14 protein-coding genes and 3 pseudogenes are annotated in these 19623 nt (G+C 68.2%); 8 read left to right on the top strand and 9 right to left on the bottom strand.

Annotated elements, in window-relative coordinates:
• Positions 1-73 precede the first annotated feature (73 nt).
• The 5 genes from ACFY9E_RS18550 to ACFY9E_RS18530 all read right to left on the bottom strand — a co-directional run bounded on the left by ACFY9E_RS18550 (position 74) and on the right by ACFY9E_RS18530 (position 5986).
• Positions 74-1534 carry a GH32 C-terminal domain-containing protein gene (locus ACFY9E_RS18550; RefSeq protein ID WP_390984892.1) on the bottom strand — a complete coding sequence of 487 codons (1461 nt, stop codon included), beginning with the start codon at positions 1532-1534 and terminating at the stop codon, positions 74-76.
• An 80-nt stretch (positions 1535-1614) separates the two neighbouring features.
• Complete coding sequence (locus ACFY9E_RS18545) at positions 1615-2487, bottom strand: ABC transporter permease subunit (protein ID WP_390984890.1); 873 nt, start codon at positions 2485-2487, stop codon at positions 1615-1617.
• 2 nt (positions 2488-2489) lie between these two features.
• A complete protein-coding gene (locus ACFY9E_RS18540) occupies positions 2490-3416 on the bottom strand; it encodes an ABC transporter permease subunit (protein WP_390984887.1) in 927 nt (308 codons plus the stop codon).
• Positions 3417-3500: 84 nt separating this feature from the next.
• Positions 3501-4808, bottom strand: coding sequence for an extracellular solute-binding protein (locus ACFY9E_RS18535; RefSeq protein ID WP_390984885.1), 1308 nt, complete (start codon positions 4806-4808; stop codon positions 3501-3503).
• Positions 4809-4951: 143 nt separating this feature from the next.
• The gene (locus tag ACFY9E_RS18530) at positions 4952-5986 is read right to left on the bottom strand and encodes a substrate-binding domain-containing protein (RefSeq protein WP_390984883.1); all 1035 of its coding nucleotides are present in this window, start codon (positions 5984-5986) and stop codon (positions 4952-4954) included.
• Between the two features lie 265 nt (positions 5987-6251).
• Here ACFY9E_RS18530 and ACFY9E_RS18525 point away from each other — a divergent pair, with 265 nt between their 5' ends.
• Together ACFY9E_RS18525 and ACFY9E_RS18520 are read left to right on the top strand one after the other, a co-directional pair.
• The gene (locus ACFY9E_RS18525; RefSeq protein ID WP_390984880.1) at positions 6252-9185 is read left to right on the top strand and encodes a GH32 C-terminal domain-containing protein; all 2934 of its coding nucleotides are present in this window, start codon (positions 6252-6254) and stop codon (positions 9183-9185) included.
• 199 nt (positions 9186-9384) lie between these two features.
• On the top strand, positions 9385-12189 hold the full coding sequence (locus tag ACFY9E_RS18520; protein WP_390984877.1) for a GH32 C-terminal domain-containing protein: 2805 nt from the start codon (positions 9385-9387) through the stop codon (positions 12187-12189).
• Positions 12190-12252: 63 nt separating this feature from the next.
• Here ACFY9E_RS18520 and ACFY9E_RS18515 read toward each other — a convergent pair whose 3' ends face one another.
• The gene (locus tag ACFY9E_RS18515; protein ID WP_390985128.1) at positions 12253-12522 is read right to left on the bottom strand and encodes a GH32 C-terminal domain-containing protein; all 270 of its coding nucleotides are present in this window, start codon (positions 12520-12522) and stop codon (positions 12253-12255) included.
• A 38-nt stretch (positions 12523-12560) separates the two neighbouring features.
• On the opposite strand from ACFY9E_RS18515, the gene ACFY9E_RS18510 reads away from it, so the two are divergent.
• The 5 genes and pseudogenes from ACFY9E_RS18510 to ACFY9E_RS18490 all read left to right on the top strand — a co-directional run bounded on the left by ACFY9E_RS18510 (position 12561) and on the right by ACFY9E_RS18490 (position 16545).
• Entirely contained in the window at positions 12561-12866 is a 306-nt protein-coding gene (locus ACFY9E_RS18510; RefSeq protein ID WP_390984874.1) for a hypothetical protein, read from the top strand.
• A 206-nt stretch (positions 12867-13072) separates the two neighbouring features.
• A complete protein-coding gene (locus tag ACFY9E_RS18505) occupies positions 13073-13963 on the top strand; it encodes a neutral zinc metallopeptidase (RefSeq protein ID WP_390984872.1) in 891 nt (296 codons plus the stop codon).
• A gap of 300 nt (positions 13964-14263) precedes the next feature.
• A pseudogene (locus ACFY9E_RS18500) lies at positions 14264-15056 on the top strand (MBL fold metallo-hydrolase).
• Between the two features lie 134 nt (positions 15057-15190).
• Positions 15191-15706 (top strand): nuclear transport factor 2 family protein, encoded by a 516-nt coding sequence (locus tag ACFY9E_RS18495; protein ID WP_390984871.1) that lies wholly within the window; start codon positions 15191-15193, stop codon positions 15704-15706.
• A gap of 380 nt (positions 15707-16086) precedes the next feature.
• Positions 16087-16545, top strand: coding sequence for a GNAT family N-acetyltransferase (locus tag ACFY9E_RS18490; protein WP_390984870.1), 459 nt, complete (start codon positions 16087-16089; stop codon positions 16543-16545).
• Positions 16546-16699: 154 nt separating this feature from the next.
• On the opposite strand, the gene ACFY9E_RS18485 is transcribed toward ACFY9E_RS18490, so the two are convergent.
• Positions 16700-17050 (bottom strand): ANTAR domain-containing protein, encoded by a 351-nt coding sequence (locus ACFY9E_RS18485; protein WP_390984867.1) that lies wholly within the window; start codon positions 17048-17050, stop codon positions 16700-16702.
• Positions 17051-17424: 374 nt separating this feature from the next.
• On the opposite strand from ACFY9E_RS18485, the pseudogene ACFY9E_RS18480 reads away from it, so the two are divergent.
• Positions 17425-17508, top strand: a pseudogene (locus tag ACFY9E_RS18480) (transposase); the annotation flags it as partial.
• A gap of 521 nt (positions 17509-18029) precedes the next feature.
• Here the strand turns inward: ACFY9E_RS18480 and ACFY9E_RS18475 are convergent.
• Both ACFY9E_RS18475 and ACFY9E_RS18470 read right to left on the bottom strand, forming a co-directional pair.
• A pseudogene (locus tag ACFY9E_RS18475) lies at positions 18030-18682 on the bottom strand (transposase); the annotation flags it as partial.
• A gap of 176 nt (positions 18683-18858) precedes the next feature.
• Complete coding sequence (locus ACFY9E_RS18470; RefSeq protein ID WP_390984865.1) at positions 18859-19602, bottom strand: hypothetical protein; 744 nt, start codon at positions 19600-19602, stop codon at positions 18859-18861.
• Positions 19603-19623 lie beyond the last annotated feature (21 nt).

Raw genomic sequence — 19623 nt, 5'->3', positions numbered from 1 at the left:
CACGACGGTGTCGTCCTCACCCGCTTCGGGGTGAGGACGGCGATTTGAGGCAGGTACGGGCAGGCAGCGCGTGTTACGCGTCCTGCCCTTGGCTCGCCAGCAGCGGTTCCTGACGGATTCCGCCCGGGGTCAGGTTCCATGCCTCGACGGTGAAGTCGCTGCGGCCGGTGCCTGCCGTGCGGGCCTGCAGCCGCCACGGTCCGTCGGCGAGTGGATAGAACCTGAGGGTGAGGACCTGGCCGTCGCCGAGATGGACCTCGGCGATCGAACGGTCCACGATCACGCGTAGCTCCACGGGGGTGCCGGCCGTCGCGGCTGGGCACGGGACGGCGTACGAGCCTCCTCGTGCCCTCGCGTCCAGTGACGCGTGGCTGCGGTCCACGGTGAGCCGGCCGGTGGTGGGATCGAGGCTGATGTCGAGGTACTCGGTGTCGTCCGCGGCGGTGACCAGGCGCAGACCGCTGGTGCCGGTGGTGTCCGGGGTCAGGACGGCGGTGAGGTCGAAGGTGCGGCTGATATGGCCGAGTTCGGCCGTCCCGGACTGTGTGAGGTGCCCGGTGCGGTGCAGTACGCGTTCGCCGCGCAGCGCGAGCAGTTCGCGAGCGGGGCGTTGGACGACCGTTCCGTCGGCGGTGAGGGTCACCTCGCGAGGGAGGGTGAGGGTGCCTGCCCAGCCTGCTTCATGCGCCCAGGCGTCGTCGCGGGCCTCCCACGCCCAGCCCCACAGCAGCCAGCGGTCTTCCCCGGGTGCCTTCAGCAGGGCGGGGGCGTAGAAGTCGGGGCCGTGATCGAGCGGCACCGGGGCTGCGGTCGCCGTGAAGCGTCCGTCCTGTTCGCGGCCGGTGTGGACGGTCGTGTGGCTGGGGCCGCCCTGCGGGGTCCAGTCGCTGATGATCAGGATGCCGCGTTCGCCGAAGGCCGCGTACTGGGGGCACTCCCATCCGACCGGGTCGGAGCCGGCCGCGGCGTCGCTGGCGTGGAAGGGGCCGCGGTACTCCCAGTGCTCCAGGTCGTCGGACTCGTACAGCTGCGCCGCGGCGCGGTTGTCGGCGAGGGCCGAGCCGACCAGCATCCGCCAGCGGCCATCCTGCTGCCAGACGTAGGGGTCCCGGTACATAGTGGTGTCTGCGGGCGGCTCGGGGATGAGCAGCTCCGGGCGCTTGACCCAGGTGATTCCGCCGTCGTACGACTCGGCGGTGGTCACCGGCTGCCACCAGCGATCGGTGCGGTGGGCCGAGTAGAAGGCCACGATGCGGCCGTCGTCGGAGACGGCGTTCCCGGAGAAGCAGCCGTCGGCGTCGTAGCCGCCGGGAGTGGGGGTGAGAGCCACTGGGAGGGGTTCCCAGGTGATCAGGTCGGGGCTGCGGTAGTGGCCCCAGTGCATGTTCGAATGCCGCGGGCCGTACGGGTTGTACTGGAAGAAGACGTGGTAGTGGCCGTCGTGGAAGACCAGCCCGTTGGGGTCGTTGATCCAGTTGCGCGGGGGGCGCAGATGCACGGCCGGAAGGTGGGGGTCGGCGGGCGGCGTGGACACACGGGGCCTTTCTCGGGGTGCGCGAAGCACAGGGAAGAAGAGGGGTGGAGAAACGGGGTGTGTTGCGTGGACGCGTGGGGTCAGCCCTTCACGCCCGTCGACGCGATGCTGTTCACGAACGACCTCTGGAACGCCACGAACAGGGCGAGGATGGGCACGGTGATCATGGAGGAGTACGCCATGATCTCGCCCCAGCTCACTTTGAGCTGGAAGAAGTAGGAGATGCCCACCATCACCGGCCGCAGTTCCTCGCTCTGCACGACCATGAGCGGCCAGAGGTAGGAGTTCCAGGCGGGGAGGAAGGTGAGAATGGCGACGGTGGCGATGGCCGGGCCGGACAGCGGCATGACGATCCGGCGGTAGATGGTGAGCCAGCCCGCGCCGTCCACGATCGCCGCCTCGTCGATCTCCTTGGGGATGCTCTGGAAGTACTGGTGGAAGAAGAAGACCGAGAAGGCGTTGGCGACGAACGGCAGGATCTGCACCTGGTAGGTGTCCATCCAGCCGGTGGTGAACTCCAGGTGGAATCCGTTGACGCGGAGCAGCGGCAGTTGGTTGATCCACCACACCAACGGGACGGCGAAGGTCTCGAACGGCACGATGAGGGTCGCGATGACGGCGGTCAGCAGGGCCTTGCGGCCGGGCATCCGCATCCGGGACAGGGCGAAGGCGGCCATGCTGTTGACGAGGATGCCGAGCACCACGGTGACGGACGAGATCAGCACGGAGTTCAGCAGGAACTGCGCCGCCGGAACCCGCTCGAACACGCCGGTGTAGTTGTCGAGTGACAGGGCGCCGACCGGCAGGAAGGCGCGCAGGGAACCCATGTCGCCGAAGATCTGGTCGTCCGGCTTGAACGACGAGACCACCATGAAGAGCAGGGGAAGCACGAAGACCAGGGCCAGAACGACGCGGCCGGCGTGACCGCCGAGGTGCTTGAGGAAGGAGGGCATGATCAGTCCTTCTCCCGGGTGAGGAAACGCTGGACGAGGGACACGGTCAGTACGAGCACGAAGAAAACCAGCGAGATGGCAGCCGCGTACGCGGTCTGCTGCTGCTCGTAGCCGGTGCGCACTGCCTGGTAGACGACGGTGGTGGTGGAGTCGAGGGGGCCGCCCTTGGTCATCACGTTGATCTGGGTGAAGAGGCCGAACGCCTGGATGGTGATGGTGACCAGCACGAACGTGCGGGTGGCGCGCAGGCCGGGCCAGGTGACATGGCGGAAGCGGTGCCAGCGGGTGGCGCCGTCGAGGTCGGCGGCCTCGTACAGCTCGGCGGGGATGGTCTGCAGCCCGGCCAGCCAGATGACCATGTGGAAGCCGACGCCCTGCCACGCCGACATCAGGATGACGGCGGGCATGGCGGTGGTCGGGTCGCCGAGCCAGTCCCGGCCCTCGACATGACCGAGGGTGAGCGCCGAGATGACGTGGTTCACCAGACCGTCCCCCCGGTAGAGGAAGGTCCACAGCAGAGACACGACCACCATCGAGGTGACGACCGGCAGGAAGTAGACGGTTCGGAAGAAGTTGACGCCCCGCACCTTCGCGTTCACCAGCAGCGCCAGCACCAGGGCGAGCCCGGCCTGGAGCGGGACGATGACGGCGGTGAAGTACGCCGTGTTGCGCAGAGACTTGAAGAAGACCGGGTCGTCGAGGAGCCGGGTGAAGTTGTCGAGGCCGACGAAGCGGGCCGGGGTGGGCGAAATGAGCCGCGCGTCGGTGAAGGCTAGGGCGAAGGTGAGGGCGAGCGGTACGACGACGAAGACGATCAGCAGCACCACGGCCGGGGTGGCCATGCCGAGGGCGGTGAGGCTCTCACGGCGACGGGCGTTGGTCGTTCGGGTTCGCCGGACCGGACGCAGCCGGGCGAGGGCTGCGATCATGGTGGTCACGGTAGCTCCAGGGGGTACCGGTCCGGTTCGGGCGCGCGGGGAAGGCGCGGTCAGGGCCGAACCGGACCGGAGCGGTCAGCCGGCGTAGTCGTTGTTCGACTTCAGGTCGCTGTCGATGTCTTTCACGGCCTGGCCGAGAGCGTCCTTGGGGTCGGCGCCAGCCAGGATGTCCTGGGTCGCCTTCTCGAACTCGGTGGCGATGTACGGGTACGCCGGGGTGACCGGGCGCACCACTGCGAACTTCCGTGCGAACTGGACGAACACGTTGAACTCCCCGCCCGGCTGGTAGCCGTCGACCTGCTTCACGGCGGCTTCGGTGGCCGGGATGGTGCCGGTGACCTTGGCGTAGTCGACGAAGTACTTGGTCTGGCGGGAGAACTTCAGCCATGCCTCGGCGCCGGCCTTGTTGGAGCAGGTGGAGCTCATGCCCCACTGCCAGGAGGCCCCGCCGATCTTGGGTCCGTCGCCGAAGTCGACGGGCGGGATGATCGCCAGGTCGTCGCCGAGCTTCTCGGCGTTCTTGGCGGCGTTCCAGCTGCCGTCCCAGTGGAGGGCGCTCTTGCCGGCCAGGAAGTCCTTGTTCGGGTCGGCCCCGGACTTCTTCGACAGGTAGCCCTTGCTCACTAGCGAGCGGAACCAGGTGGCCCAGTCCACGGCGTTCTTGCCGTCGAGGGTGCCCGAGGCGGTTTTGTAGCCGTCGCGGTCGATCAGGTCGCCGCCGAAGCTTTGAAGCTGCGGTGAGTACGCGTAGGGGTACCACTCGCCGATCTGGCCGGTGCCCATCTCCAGCGGGTACTCGAACTTGCCGCTCTTCTTCAGCTTGGCGAGCGCGGAGTCGAACTCCTCCTTCGTCCAGGGCTTGTCGATGGTCGGGATGCGGATGTCGTACTTGTTCAGCACCGACTTGCGGGCGAAGAAGGTGAGGGAGACGTCGTAGTGGCCGAACGCGTAGACCTTGTCCTTATAGCGGCCGACGGTGCTGGGCAGCTGGTCGTCCAGCGGGACCTCACTGCCGGAGACGTCGATCGGGGAGAGATAGCCGCCCCAGGCCCAGTTCGGCACGTTCGGGCCGTCCACGTCGAGCAGGCAGGGCAGCTTGCGGGCGGATGCGGCGCCCACAACGGACTTGTTGTAGTCGCCCTGCGGGAACGCCTGCAGCTTGACCCTGTACTTGCTCTGGGAGCCGTTGAAGTCCTTGATGATCTTGTTGACGAGGTCGAGTTCGGCCGAGTTGCCGGCGTTGTGCGTCCACAGGGTCAGCGTGTCGCCGTCCGCTCCGGACGTGTTGCTGCCACCGCTCCCGGTCGCGCATCCGGTGACCAGCGCGGTCGCCGCCGTGACGGCTACACTCGCGACTGCGAGGCGCCTGGTTCTGAACACCACGAGGGTTCCTCCATCTCACTGAGGCGGGTCTTGCCGGACCCGTCTGGGCGACCGGTTGCGACGGTCGCTGTTCTTGGTGGTCGTCACGCCACCCGCGAGTCTTATCTGCGGGCGGCGTGACGGCTGTTTTCGGGTGCCCGGCCTCAGCCCTTGGCAGGAGCGCCGATGGAGGCACGTTCCCGCAGTGGCATGGGCACACGGTGTACGGCGGCTTCGAGCGGTCCTTCGCCGAGGATCAGCTCCACGGCGAGGCGGCCGAGTTGGTAGTGCGGCAGTTTCAGGGTGGTGAGTGCCGGGCGCAGTACGGAGGCGATGTCCTGGTCGTCGAAGGAGACCACCGACACGTCGCCGGGCACCGACAGACCTGCCTCGCCGAGCGCCTGGTAGGCGCCGAAGGACACCCGATCGGCCAGGCACACCAACGCCCGGAGGCGGTGGCCCGCAGCCAGCAGGGCGGATACCTCCCGGTAGCCGTCCGGCGTGTCCCAGTCGCACTCGATGACACCGTCCAGGCGGGCCCCGCCCTCCCGCAGGATCTCCTCAAGGCCGCGCATGCGCTCGTTGCCGGCGATGATCCCCTCGGGTGTGGCCGGCACGGCCTGATGCCCGCCGATGGCCCAGATGCCCTCGGTGTGGCCGGCCGCGAGCAGGGCGCGGGCCGCGTCCCGGCCGGCCTCGAGCTCGTCCGGGACGACGGACGGTGCGTCGAAGCCGGGGGCGAGGCAGTTCAGCAGGACCACCCGGTGCCCGAACAGTTCTTTGGGTGGTGTCACGTACCGGGTGAACATCGACGCGTAGATCACCGCGTCCACCTGGCGATCCAGCAGCGCGTGGACCAGCGAGGACTCGGCGTCGCGGTCGCCGCCCGCCTCCGTGATGAACAGCAGGTTGTCCCGTTCCCGGGCAGCCTCCATCGCGCCGCGGATCACGTCGCCCGCGAACGGTGTCGTGGTGATCCGGTCCGACACGAACCCGATGGTCTGCGTCGACTTCGTCCGCAGGCTGCGCGCGGTGACGTTCGGGCGGTAACCCAGCTCCTTCGCGGCGTCCAGCACCTTCTGGCGGGAAGCGTCGGAGATACGCATGTCGGTGCGACCGGACAGGGCGAACGACGCGGTCGTCGGCGAGACGCCCGCATGGCGGGCGACATCGGCCATGGTCACACGACGTTCAGACACGCTGCTCAGCTCCGTTGTTAAATCGGATTAGCAAGTTGCGAAGAGATTGATGCGCCCGTGGCCGGATGTCAACACCGCAGACATCTCGAATGAGAAACCGGGGAAGTATATGGCGATTTATCCGCCTCTCTTGCGTCCCCCAGGTAAAACGGTATGCATTAGCTCTTGCGTTAGCAGGGGCGGGGCGCGAACGATGCCGAGCCATCTCGCTTAAACCGATTTGGCAGAGCGTCAGACCTGCCGCGCACCACCCAGGAGCCCGCCCATGAGGAGAAGAACAGCCCTCACCGTCGTGTCCGCCGCCATCGGCGGGGCCGTCGTACCGCTCTCGTTCGCTTCCGCTTCCGCCGCTGCGGAGAGTCGACGCGGCCCCCAAAGTCCGACCGCCCGTTGGGACTTCGACGAGCGCGGCGGCACGGTCGCCCGGGAGACGGTATCGGGCTCCGCCGACCCCATCGACTACGTCTTCGCAGACGCCCGCTACAAGCCGGACACCGACCCCGTCCGGCGGCGCGGAGTGCGCGGCCGGGCGCTGTACTTCGACGGCTACTCCACCGTCGTCACCGCCAAGGGTCCAGGCAGGCTGGACCCCGCCCAGGGCCTGACCGTCGACGCGTGGATCGCCCCCTATGCCTACGAGCACGGCATCGACGGCAAACCCCAGGCCCTGGTCAACCAGCACAACCCGGAGGCGAAGACCGGCTTCCTGCTCGGCCTGCGCCGCTTCGGCCGGATCGTCTTTCAACTCGGCTTCGGCACCGACCTGATCGAGGTCAAGGGAGATGCGGACAAGCCGGCCACCAAGGGCCGATGGACCCACGTCGCGGCCAGCTACGATCCGGCCGCACACCAGCTGCGCCTCTACCGCGACGGCCGCCTCATCGGCACCGCCACCACTCCCGACAAGGCCCCCCGACTGGCCCCTGAAGAGCAGCTGTTGATCGGTCGGCACAACCGGCCCACGCTGCTGAACGGCGAGTTCCACGCCAACATGTACATGGGCCTGATGGACAGCCTCGTCATCCGCCCCGGCACGCTGGACGACACCACCGCGCAGCGAGAGCACGCCGATAAGGTCGCCGCGCTGCCGGGTGGCCGCGTGCCCCGCCCGGACCTGACGTTGAACCGGTCCCGCTTCGACGGCGACCGGCACCGCCCCCAGTTCCACATGCTGCCGCCCTGGCACTGGATGAACGAGCCGCACGCACCCGTGTACTTCAAGGGCAAGTACCACATCTTCTACCAGCACGATCCGCTCGGCCCGTTCTGGGGCCAGATCCACTGGGGACACGCCGTCAGCACCGACATGGTGCACTGGCGGGACATGCCCATAGCCCTCGCCCCGGCAGGGGACTCTGTCGGGCCGGACGGGATCTGGTCGGGCTCGGCGTACGTCGACGGCGACCGGGGGCCGGTGCTCTTCTTCACCGGCGGCGACGACCGGCTGCCCTACCGTCAGCGCACCGGGATGGCCGTGTCCTCGTACAAAACCGACCACGACACGGACCTGCCCACCTGGACCATGAAGTCCGAGCCGGTCACCGAGGCCCCGGCCGGCCTCCCCGCCGGCCCCGGCACCGCATGGGCGGAGAACTTCCGCGACCCGTTCGTCTGGGAGGAGGACGGAGTCTGGTACCAACTGGTCGGCAGCGGCATCGTCGACTACAACGGCACCCAGGTCACCAAGAAGCACGGCGGCACCGCACTCGTCTACACCGCCCGCAGGCCCGAGGGGCCCTGGACGTACCGGGGCCCGCTGCACTCAAACGACCTCACGAAGGTCCCCGAGCCCGGCGAGGTCTGGGAGCTGCCGGTGCTCCTCCCGCTCCCCGGCCCGAAGGGCAAGCGCACCGGCAAGCACATCCTGCTGGTCAGCCCCTGGTGGGAGGCGTTCAACTCCAACGCCGTCAAGCACACCTACTACTGGATCGGAACCTTCGACAAGCGCGCCTTCCGCTTCGTCCCCGACCACGAAAAGCCCCGCGAGTTCGACTTCGGCGAGCACTTCACCGGCCCGTCCGGCTTCGTCACCCCCGACGGCCGCTCGGTGCTCTTCAGCATCGCCCAGGACCGCCGCAGCGAACAGCAGCACGCCCAGTCCGGCTGGGCCCACAACACCGGCATGCCGGTCAGCGTCTCGCTGCGCCAGGACGGAACCCTCGGAGTCGAACCGATCGAAGAGGCGGCCGGACTGCGGGGCCGACGACTGGTCAAGATCCGCCAGGCTTCGGTGAAGGAGGCCGACCGCCAACTCGTCGGCGTCTCCGGCGACATGCTCGACATCGAGGCCGTCATCGAGCCCCGCGACGCCACGACCGTCACCCTGGCCGTCCGGGCGAGCGCCGACGGCAGTGAGCGGACTCTGCTCTCCTACGACACGAGCAAGCACCGCTTCTCCCTCGACCGCGGCCGCTCCAGCCTCGACCCGGACGTCCGCAAGGGCGTCCACGGCGGCACGGTCGAACTCGTCGACGGACAGCTGAGGTTGAAGGTCCTGCTCGACCGTTCGATGCTGGAGGCGTACGTCAACGGCACCAACAGCCTCACCAGCCGCGTCTATCCGACCGGGAAGGACTCCACCGGCCTGCGGCTGACCAGCATGGGCGGCTCCGCCCGGGTCGTCTCCCTGGACGTCTGGCGCATGAACGGCGCCTACGACACGTCCGTCGCACCGGCCGCCTACGACCCGCCGCGCCCGACGAACGTCGACGCCCTGCCCAACCACGACTTCGCCACCGGCGACCTCACCGGATGGACCGTCGTCTCGGGCACCACTTTCGGCGACGCCAATGTGACCACCCGTACCGACTGGGGCTGGGGCGGACCCTTCTACCAGGCCGAGACGGCGGACGACCCGGCCGGGCACCACCTGTGGGGCTTCAACCCGGACGCGGGCGGCGACGACGCCACAGGCGTGCTCCGCTCCGCCACCGTCGTCCTCGGCGGAGACGGCGTGGTCGACCTGCTCGTGTCCGGCGGCAACGACCTCGACCGGCTCTACGCCGCCGTCGTCCGCGCGGACGACGGCAAGGTACTGGCCAAGGAAACCGGGCGTGGTGCCGAACAGTACCGCCGAGTCGTCTTCGACCTGTCCGAGCACATCGGCGAACGGATCTACGTCGAGGTCGTCGACAAGGCGACCGGCGGCTGGGGCCACATCAACGTCGACGACGTCAACGTGCCTGTCCAGCGCTCCTGACCACCGACCCATCCATGTTCCACGCTCCCGGGGCCCCTGTCGTGGGCCCGCGACCAGGACAACGCACTGATCAACCTGCTCAACACACCTCACCACGTCATCGGAGGTATGCATGCGCACGCGTTCATCAGCGACATCCAGGACAGGGCCCCCGGGCAGCCTGCTACGCACACTGCTCGTCCTCGTGGCCTGTCTCGGCATGACGACGCCCTTCATGTCGGGACAGGCCGGCGCGAGCGAGAGCACCCTGTCCAACCCCGGCTTCGAGACGGGCGACCTGAGCGGCTGGAGCACCACAGGAACCGCCTTCAACGGATCCGTCACCAACCAGCCGGGCTGGGGATGGGGCTGCTGCTTCAACCAGCAGGGCACCTATCACCTCTGGGGATTCGCGGGCGGCGGTGATGGCCCCACAGGCACCATCACCTCCCAGCCGTTCACCCTCACCGGCACGGGAATGGTCAGTGTCCTGGTTTCCGGCGGCCGCAACGACAACCAGCTGTACGTGGCTCTGACGACACTGGACGGCACCATCCTGCACAAGGCCACCGGCACCGACGACGAGGCGTACCGCCGCGTCACCTGGGACGCGCGAGAGCACCTGGGCGAGCAGTTACGCATCACGGCGGTCGACCGGGCCACCGGCGGCTGGGGACACATCAACCTGGACGACGTGAGAGTCGGTCTGGACGAGGCTCCGGACCCGGGCATCGAGGGGCTCGCCGCCTACTGGGACTTCACCGAGGGCCAGGGCACCACGACCACGGAGCGGATCAGCCAGAGCGCGGATCCCATCAGCTACGTCTTCAACAACGCGGTCTACAAGCCGAACAGCGACCCACTGTGGCGTACCAAGCGGCAGGAGGACGGCGTCCTCTCCGGCGCCGTCCTCTTCGACGGCTACTCCACCTGGGTCACCCGCGCCGCATCACAGACCCAGCTCCCCGCGGACGGCATGACCGTCGAAGCCTGGGTCGCACCGCGCGCCTTCGAATGGGGCGACGAAGGCAAGCCCTCGGCCGTCGTCAACCAGCAGGACAAGGCAGCACGCCGAGGATTCTCGCTCGGCGTCGGCCGGCACGGCGTGTGGCAGTTCGGCATCGGCACCCGTGACGCCTGGTACGAGACGGCGGTCCCCCAGGCGGCAGCACTGGCCGCGGGCAAGTGGGCGCACATCGCGGCGGTCTTCGCTCCGAGCGAGGGCACCATCAGCCTCCACCTGAACGGCGAGCAGGTCGCCCGGACAGCCATCCCCACCACGGCCCGCCTGGCCAAGGCCGACGTTCCCCTGCTCATCGGCCGCCACAATCAGCCCGCCATCATCAACGGCACCTTTGCCGTAAACATGTTCAACGGCCTGGTCGACGAGGTGAAGGTCCACACGGCCGCGCTCACCGCCGAATCCGTGCGAGCCAGCCACGAGCACGACCTACAGACATTCGCCGGGGGCAGCGTCCCCGAAGCCCGTATGGCCATGGACCGCTCACGCTACGACGGCGACCGCTACCGGCCGGGCTACCACTTCTCGGCACCCAACCACTGGATGAACGAGCCCCACGCCCCCATCCAGGTCAACGGCAAGTACCACCTCTTCTACCAGCACAACTCCCACGGCCCTTACTGGCACAACATCGGCTGGGGGCACGCGGTCAGCGAGGATCTGGTGCACTGGCGCGACCTGCCCGTCGCCCTCGCCCCCACCGCGGGGAGCGTGGCACCGGACGGCGTCTGGTCCGGCGACGCGACCCTCGACGAGAACGGCGTCCCAGTCCTGCTGTTCACGGCCGGCAACGATTCCCAGCGCCCCAACCAGGCAACCGGACTCGCACGCCCCGTCGACCCCGGCGACCCGGACCTGGTCGAGTGGAAGATGCACCCGACCCTGGTGACCAGCCAAACCGCCGATCTGGACGTCGGCCCCGGACGGAAGGTCCGCTTCGGAGACTTCCGCGACCAGGACGTGTGGAAGGAAGGCGACACCTGGTTCCAATTGGTCGGCTCGGGAGTCCAGACCACCTCAGGCCAAAGCGTCGGCGGAACGGCGCTCCTCTACACCTCCAAGAACCTCACCGACTGGACCTACTCGGGGCCTCTCATGGTCGGTGACGTGGCGGCCCACCCCAAGACCGGCCAGGTCTGGGAGCTCCCCACCTTCCTCCCCATCGGCAAGGACGACACGGGACGCCAGCGACGGGCGCTGCTCGTCAACCCGTCCTTCCCCGACGGCCCGGCCGAGTACAGCAGCAAGTACGTCTACTACTGGGTCGGCACCTGGGACGCCCAGGCCCGCCGATGGACACCCGACACCACCGAGCCCAAGCTGCTCGACTACGGAGATCACTTCACCGGGCCCAGCGGCACGGTCGACGACAAGGGCCGCTCACTCGTCTTCAGCATCGCGCAGGACCGGCGCACGGAGCGCGCCCACTACGACGCCGGCTGGGCCCACAACGCCGGACTCCCCGTCCAACTGTCCATGCGACCTGACGGAGACCTGGGAGTCAGCCCTGTCGAGGAGGTCTCCCGGCTCCATGTGGGCGAACCACTCCTGCACATCCACGAACCGACCTCCGTCGCCGACGCCAACGCGCGCCTGGCAGACATCAAGGGGAACATGCTCCACATCAAGCTGACCCTGGAGCTGGGCAGCGCCGACACCCTCGGACTCGATGTGCTGCGCAGCCCCGGGGACGAAGAGCGGACCCGCCTGTTCTACGACGCCCCAGCCGGACAGCTGGGCGTCGATCGAACAAGATCTGGAAACAACTCCAGCGTCGACGCCAACCCGGGCATCCAGAAAGGTCCGCTGACGCTCTCCAACGGAGAGTTGTCACTGGATGTGTTCCTGGACCGCTCGATGATCGAGGCATACGCGAACGCGCACAAGTCCATCACCACCCGTGCCTACCCCTTCCGGCAGGACTCTCTCGGCCTGCGGCTCTTCGGCGACGGCAGTGTCGTCAAGTCCATGACCATCTGGAAGATGGGCAACCTGACCGACTGACCCGTCGGCGCCATCGACCCGGTTGGCACGTCCGGCGCGCCGACCGGGTCGATGCGTCTCTCGTTATCCGAGTGGTTCCGGCGCTGTCAGATCCCATGCCACGACCGTGTACGAGGCGGGGGCCACCCCTGTGGCTCCCATCTGCACGCGCCAAGGGCCGTCGCCGACGGGGTAGACGCGCAGGGTGAGGGTACGCCCGGAGGCAGTGAAGATCTCCGCGACCGAGTGGTCGAGCAGAATCCGCAGGGTCACGTTGTGCCCCTCGGACGGAAGGCGCCGACTGCCGCCCTTCGCACAGGGGTCGAGGAAGGCGTGATCGCGGTCGACGACCAGTTCGCCGGTGACCAGGTGAGGACCTCCAGGGCAACGCGGTGGGCGTCGGCGGACGGCTGGGCCTGCTGAGGCCGTCCCGCCACGCCCTCGTCGGCGCCGTCCACGGCTCGGGCCTCTACCTCGGCCTGGAACTCGTGCGTGACCGCGGCACGCTGGAGCCCCCCACCGAGGAGACCGCCAAGCTGTGCGACCGGATGCTTGACCTCAGCGTCGCCGTCCAGCCGACCGGCGACCACCTGAACATCCTCAAGATCAAGCCACCGTTGTGCATCGACGCCGAGGCGGTCGACTTCTTCGCCGCCATGCTCGACCTCGCACTGACGAACCTCGCTCACGAGCCATAGGTCCCGACGGGACGACAGCGCACATGCGGCTCGCCCGGGACCAGGACTCCGGTTGAGTCCCTCGTGGAACGGCGGACCGGAGGGCGGACCGGACGGGATCCTCACATGCAACACAGGGCGCCGACCGCTCGCAGGGCACGGGGCACGGCAATCGGGGTATACGGAGCAGCGACCTGGCAACGACATACGGCAGAAGGCGGTGCTTCATGCAGTTCGACGACAACGCCCGTCTGGACACCTCCGAGGTGCAGGACGAGCGTGGTAGTCGGATCCCCGGTGGCGGTGCGACCATCGGCGGCGGAATCGTTGGCATCGTCGTCCTGGTCGTAGGACTCGTGCTCGGCATCGGCCCCGACCAGTTGGGCCTTTCCTCCGGCGGCGACGAGCCGGCACCGGTCTCGTCCTCCCTCGCCAGGGTCGAGCAGGCCTGCCGCACCGGGCAGGATGCCAACACCAAGGACGACTGCCGCATCGTGGCGGTGGTCAACAGCGTCCAGGACTACTGGACCCAGGAGTCGGGCCGCAGCCAGGTCGCTTACACCAAGGCGCCGACGGTGCTCTTCAGCCGGCAGGTGAGCACGGCGTGCGGCAACGCCACGTCGGAGGTGGGGCCCTTCTACTGCCCCGGCGACCGTACGGTCTATCTCGACCTCGGCTTCTTCGACGAGTTGCGGACGAAGTTCGGAGCGAACGGCGGGCCCTTCGCGCAGGCCTATGTGGTGGCCCACGAGTACGGGCACCATGTCCAGGACCTCCAGGGGACGCTGGGCAGGTCCCACAACGGGCTGACCGGCGCCGACAGCGCCTCGGTCAAGACGGAACTGCAGGCCGACTGTTACGCGGGCGTGTGGGCGCACCACGCAACGACGGTCAAGGACGAGTCCACCGGCAGGCCGCTGATCACCAGCCTCACGGACGCGGATATCCAGGACGGACTGGACGCGGCCGCCGCTGTCGGCGACGACCGCATCCAGGAAAAGTTCCAGGGGCGGGTGACCCCCGACACCTGGACCCATGGCTCGTCCGCACAGCGGCAGCAGTGGTTCAGCCTGGGTTACCGCACCGGGGACATGGCCCGGTGCGACACCTTCCGCTGAGCGCCGCCGCGCGCCCGGGAAGCGGCGGTCGCGTCCCGATCCGGGTCGACGTGTCACCCTGTTGAGGCATCGGTCGGGTCTGCGGGCGCTTGGGTCGATTGCCTGGCCTGAATAACACAGCACGACACGGATCAGCGACCGTTGCGGGATGCGCCCCAGCGGGGAACGCTCTCGAGCTTCGAGAAGCCTGGTGAACAACTCACGTTGCTCCGGGGGGAAGACCCGCGGATCACTGCCGTGCGCGCTGGTCTTGCCTGGCATCACGTTAACCGCAGGTTTTTCGTGAGAAACGGAGACGTGATGTCCCAGCTCAACGCCAACCAGTTCCCGGTCCGCACGTTCGGCGGTCCGACCGCCCTGTTCGAGTACGGCGGCCTGCGCTTCCTGACCGACCCGACCTTCGACGGCCCCGGCGACTACGCAACGCCCGGCGGCCCGACCCTGACCAAGACCGCCCCCTCCACCACCACACCCGCCGACCTCGGCCCCATCGACGTGGTCCTGCTCTCCCACGACGAGCACCCCGACAACCTCGACACCTCCGGCCGCGCCCTGCTCGCCGACGTCCCCCTGACCCTCACCACACCCGGCGGCGGCAAGCGCCTCGGGGCGAAGGCCAAGGGCCTGGCCGACTGGGAGTCGACCGAGCTGGAGCGCCCGGGCGGCGGCACCATCACTGTGACCGGAGTCCCGGCCATCCCACGGCCCCGGAGCACGTGAAAAGATCGAGCCCTTCGCCGGCCAGGTCGTCGGCTTCGTCCTGACGGGCGAGGGCCTGCCGACGGTCTACGTCAGCGGCGACAACGCCTCGCTCGACGCGGTCAGGGAGATCGCCGACCGCTTCGCCCCGATCGACACCGCCCTCCTGTTCGCCGGCGCCCCCCGCTTCCCCATGCTCTTCGACGGCCGACCGGTCGTCCTGGACAGCGCCCAGGCCGCCGAGGCCACCCGCATTCTTGACGCCCGCCGCGTCGTCCCGGTCCACCACGACAGCTGGGCCCACTTCACCGAAACCCGCGACGAGCTGGAGGCAGCCTTCGCCGCCGCGGGCCTGACCGACCGCCTGGACCAGGACTGGGCGCAGCGCGCCTGAGCCCGGACCGCAGCTTAGGAACCGAGACCTCGTGCCAGGGTCGGGGCTCCCCACACACCGAGCCCCGTCCCTGGGGGAAAACCCTCGCGGCGTCCCCTGCGCCGTGCCAGAACGACAGAGAAGGACCCGATCACATGTTCACCGGAACCAACGTCGGTCTCGTGCACCGCTTCTACCAGGCCCTTCAGCAGGGCGACTACGACACGCTCACCGGCATGTTCCACCCGGACTTCGTCTTCTACCCTCAGATCGACAGCCCCCGGCCCGGTACCGCAGGGTTCATCGACGCGGAGAAGAAGCACGTCGACGCCTTTTCCGACGTCCGTCTGACGGGGATCACTGTCCCAAAAGACGACTTCCAGGGTGCTGGCCGTGATGCGCAGTTCCATCAGAATGGGTCCGGGAGCGTATTTGCGGGCGTTCGTGACCAGCTCGCTGACCACCAGCTGGGTGAGGTACCTCGCGTGAGCGGACACGGACAGGTGATGATCGTGGACGGCCTGGTCGAGGAAGGCGGTGGCGCGATGCCGGGCGTCTGCGATACAGCCGTCGTCGCCGCCCACGGCGCAGCCCGTGCGCACCAGGTGTTCCCCAGGCACTGTACGGCCGTCACCACGTGGTCCCACTGGCCTCTCCTTCACTCCGTGTGACGGGCGAGTACCCTGGCCTGCTGCCATGCATAAGGCAGAACGGCCCAGCCGCTCACCTGCATGGGGTGGACGCAGCGAAGCACGAGCGTCCGCGCACGCCGTGACCGAGTAAGCCGAAGCACATCGAGGAGACGGCGGCCCCTATCGAGAAGTCGGGCTGCCGAACCGGCTCAAGCACCGCTTTCGTCTCCGGTACCCGTGTCGTGGCGCTGTGGGGTGAGACGACCGCGGCGTCCAGGACGAGCACCCCTGCGGCGCCCAGCGCTGGGAACGCGCTCGCATCCGCAGCGAGAAGGGCATCCGGTGGGGCCGTCCCGCCGCGCGAGCGGCGTGATCAATCCAGGTGCAACCCGCGAGCCCTTCCTCATAGCCTCGGCCCTATGACTGACCATGCTCTCGTCCCCGACGACTTCGTCGTCCCCGCGGACCTGATCACCCCGCAGTTCCGTCTGGAGCCTCTGGGACCCCAGCACAACGCCGCCGACCACGCCGCCTGGACCAGCAGCATCGAGCACATCCGTGCGACCCCGGGCTTCCAGGACCGAGAATGGCCTCCTGCGGACGGGATGGCCCTGGAGGCGAACCTCGTCGACCTCCAGCGGCACGCGGACGACTTCGCTCAGCGCCGCGGATTCACCTACACCGTCATCGAGACCAGTAGTGGCGAGGTGGTCGGTTGCGTGTACATCTATCCCTCCCGTGGCGACGACCATGACACCGACGTCCGCTCCTGGGTCCGCGCCGACAGAGCCGAGCTGGACGCGCCCTTGCAAGCGGCTGTCACGACCTGGCTGTCCACGAACTGGCCCCTCGGAACCCTCAACTATCAGCCCCGCTGACAGCCATGTGGTCCCTCAGTAACCAGCCACACCGGCTCCTGCGGGACACCTGGCCTTTGCATGCCCGACCGCGTGATGGAACCGACACACCTTCCCGGTCACAGCACTCGCTTTACGCTCCTTACGTCAGCGGCCCCCCGCGCAGCCACTCCGGCTACCCTGCCTTCCCGTCCGGGGAGTCCTGCTCGCGTGAACGCCGCTGCACGGCCGCCTCCAGTTCCTGCCCCACCGGCTCAGGCAGCGGCTGCCCCAGTGCCCAGCCGATCACTGTCTCCGCGACTGTGTGCAGCTTGGTATTGGTGCGCTGGGACACCTCGCGCAGCGCCTCGAACCCGACGCCCGGCGGCATCCGGTGTGTCGCGATGAGGATGCCGACGGCCTGGTCGATCCTCGCGTGAGAATCGACCGCCTGCCGCAGCTGGGCGTTCTCCTGCTCAAGGCGGACGTTCGCGGCGTCGTCACGTGTGCCATCGGGCGCAGGCCGCGGCACCCGGGAAGTCGTCATCACCAATCTCCATACACAGGGGCCAGGTCTCCTCTCCCCTACGCCTGCCCCGAACACAAACAGCAAGACACACCCAAAACAGCGCGAAGATCACACCGGAGCGGAGAGGGCTCTTCGCTGCCCATGTGGGCGTGGAGAACAGGTCAGGCAGTCCTCCACTGGTGTGCGCGGTCGCCGCGCCACTCGATCCACTGATCGTCGTCCAAGACGCTGTCAGGGATGCCCGCGCGCTCGAGGAACACCACTAGGGTCCGTCTTCAAAGATCATCCGGGTAATAGATCATGGTGGGGTGGTACGCCGTCATGAACTCACGGAACAGGAGTAGGAGTTGCTCGCTCAGCTGATACCGCGGGCCGCGACGGGTCGGCCGCGGGTGGAGAACCGCCGGGTGATCAACGGACTGGTCTACAAGATCCGTACCGGGATCTCCTGGCGGGACCTGCCCGAACGCTACGGGCCGTGGCAGACGGTCTACACCCGTTTCCGCCGCTACGCCCTGGACGGGGTGTTCACCCGGGCCCTGCAGGAGGCCCAGGCCCGGGCGGACGCAGCCGGGGACATCGACTGGCTGGTCCAGATCGACTCCACCATCGTCCGCGCCCGCGATGGAGGCCGCCCACCAGCCTTCGACGCCGAGACATACAAGCAGCGCAACGCTGTCGAACGGTGTATCAACCGACTCAAGCAATGGCGCGGCCTGGCCATGCGAACGGACACAGCCGCTGGACCGCCCAACCACCTTGCCCGCGAGGATGGCCACATGGACGATCTTGTGGAGTTTCTCGTCGCACGCATCCTGGACGACAACCACGCCTACGCCTCCGTCTCGGCGGCATCGGTATCCCGGGCGGTTGCCGGCGGATGGCCGGGCCGCGCCACACGCTCCCACAGGCCATCAGGCACAAGATCAGCAGACACCCAACCGATCCTGCCGACAGAACACCCAACCGCCAAGCTCATTACGAACCTCATTCTGAAACGATCAGTAAGCCTGGGGTGGAGCCGGTCGCAGGTTCTGGCGGTTGCCGTGCCATACAAACGGGTCTCGGTCACCGTTGTCGCATCGGGAGCGTTCCAGGTGGCCGGATCGCCGAAGACGAACTCGCCGCCGTGGCGGGGCGGACGACCGGGGGTGCCCGGCTCGCGGGGCCGCCCGGCGCAGGGCCCGGTCTGGTCCAGGAACTGCGGCCTGCTTCCAGCGCGTTGATCACCGAATAGGGCCAGCCAGGGACGGGGATGTGCTGGTCCTTGCCACGTCCGTAGGTGTGACACAGGATCCGCTGCGGTGAGGTGTGCGCGTCGGGACGCAGCCAGCAGGTGATGTCGGCGGCCAGCACCAGCCGGCCGTCCGCCGCCCTCGGCAGCGGCACCGCAACCAGGGCCCGCCGCAGCCGAGCGATGTCCACCCGACCCGCGGCCAGGGCGTCATACAGCCCGCCGTGTCCGCGGCGATGCTCGCCCACCAGCGAGAGTTCCACCAGCGAGCGGACCGGGCCGTTCGCACACAGCACGGCGTCGGCCAGCTCGAACGGAGCGGCCGAACGCCTCGTCAGACAGGAGTAGAACTCGCCCCGGGAGCATGACAGTTCCGCGAACGGTTCCTGCCGGACAGCATGGCGCAACGGACACATCCCCACGGCCTTCGCGCTGTTCACGTGTATTCCTTGGTCGGAGCACATGGTCAGCCGAAGGCCGCCTGCACATAGGGCAGTTACCGACGCGAGTGATCAAGTACGACGAGCCGTTCGAGGCCCGAGGTTGAAGATCAAGCTAGGCCTGTCCATGCGCGAGCCGTAACCGGCTCGGCTCAGGTGAGCGTCGGCGCAGAGCCCTTGGCGGCATGGTCGACCGCTGCCGTGGCTAGCACCTGGATGATCGGGTGGGGCCGGGTGCCGTCTCCCGCGAGCTCCGGCTGGAACAAGGTGGCAAGGAAGAAGGGGTGGTCCGGCAGCTCGGCAATGCGCACGTCGCCCGCCTCGTCGACGCCGCTGAAGCGCAGTCCGTGCGCACGCAGCACATCCAGATAGGCCGGGCTGGTGCCATACGAGCAGTGGTACCGCTCGACGGTCCGCTCAGCTCCCAGGACGCGCTCCGCCAACGATCCCGCCTCTACCTTGACCGCGCCTTCGTGACCGACCAGGGAGCATGCCAGCGGGACGATCAACAAGTCGTCCGCCTCCGGCTGGTTCTCCGCATGGTCAACGCCGGAGAGCCCGCACACGTTGCGCGCGAACTCCAGGACCGCGTGCTGGAAGCCACCACAGGTACCCAGAAACGGGATCCCCCGCTCACGCGCGGTGCGGGCCGCCGCGATCGCCCCGGCTTCGCTGCGATAGGGGCTGCCGGGCACCAACCAGATGGCATCGAATCCGGCTAGGGCGTCGGCGGATTCTGCGTCCTCTGTCGGGATCCAGTACGCATCCAGGACCAGCTGGTCGCGCTGGGCCAGTGCGTCCAGAAGACCGGGAATACGGGCGTGGGCTCGCACGCTGGGCGAGCGGTCGCCCACCAGCGCGACACGGGCTGTCGAAATACTCAAAGGCTCAGGCATGCGGACATCCTGCCCCGGCAA

Origin of the sequence: Streptomyces sp. NPDC012466 (genome assembly GCF_042955215.1) — a bacterium.
Lineage (GTDB): Bacteria > Actinomycetota > Actinomycetes > Streptomycetales > Streptomycetaceae > Streptomyces.
The sequence above is the reverse complement of the archived record's forward strand: the minus strand, read 5'-3'. Positions and strand labels throughout refer to the sequence as shown.

Bases quoted from the DNA above. Each gene is read 5' to 3' on its own strand.
- ACFY9E_RS18545 (WP_390984890.1), bottom strand. From the start codon at position 2,487: ATGCCCTCCTTCCTCAAGCACCTCGGCGGTCACGCCGGCCGCGTCGTT.
- ACFY9E_RS18540 (WP_390984887.1), bottom strand. From the start codon at position 3,416: ATGATCGCAGCCCTCGCCCGGCTGCGTCCGGTCCGGCGAACCCGAACG.
- ACFY9E_RS18525 (WP_390984880.1), top strand. From the start codon at position 6,252: ATGAGGAGAAGAACAGCCCTCACCGTCGTGTCCGCCGCCATCGGCGGG.
- ACFY9E_RS18520 (WP_390984877.1), top strand. From the start codon at position 9,385: ATGACGACGCCCTTCATGTCGGGACAGGCCGGCGCGAGCGAGAGCACC.
- ACFY9E_RS18505 (WP_390984872.1), top strand. From the start codon at position 13,073: ATGCAGTTCGACGACAACGCCCGTCTGGACACCTCCGAGGTGCAGGAC.
- ACFY9E_RS18495 (WP_390984871.1), top strand. From the start codon at position 15,191: ATGTTCACCGGAACCAACGTCGGTCTCGTGCACCGCTTCTACCAGGCC.
- ACFY9E_RS18490 (WP_390984870.1), top strand. From the start codon at position 16,087: ATGACTGACCATGCTCTCGTCCCCGACGACTTCGTCGTCCCCGCGGAC.
- ACFY9E_RS18485 (WP_390984867.1), bottom strand. From the start codon at position 17,050: ATGACGACTTCCCGGGTGCCGCGGCCTGCGCCCGATGGCACACGTGAC.
- ACFY9E_RS18470 (WP_390984865.1), bottom strand. From the start codon at position 19,602: ATGCCTGAGCCTTTGAGTATTTCGACAGCCCGTGTCGCGCTGGTGGGC.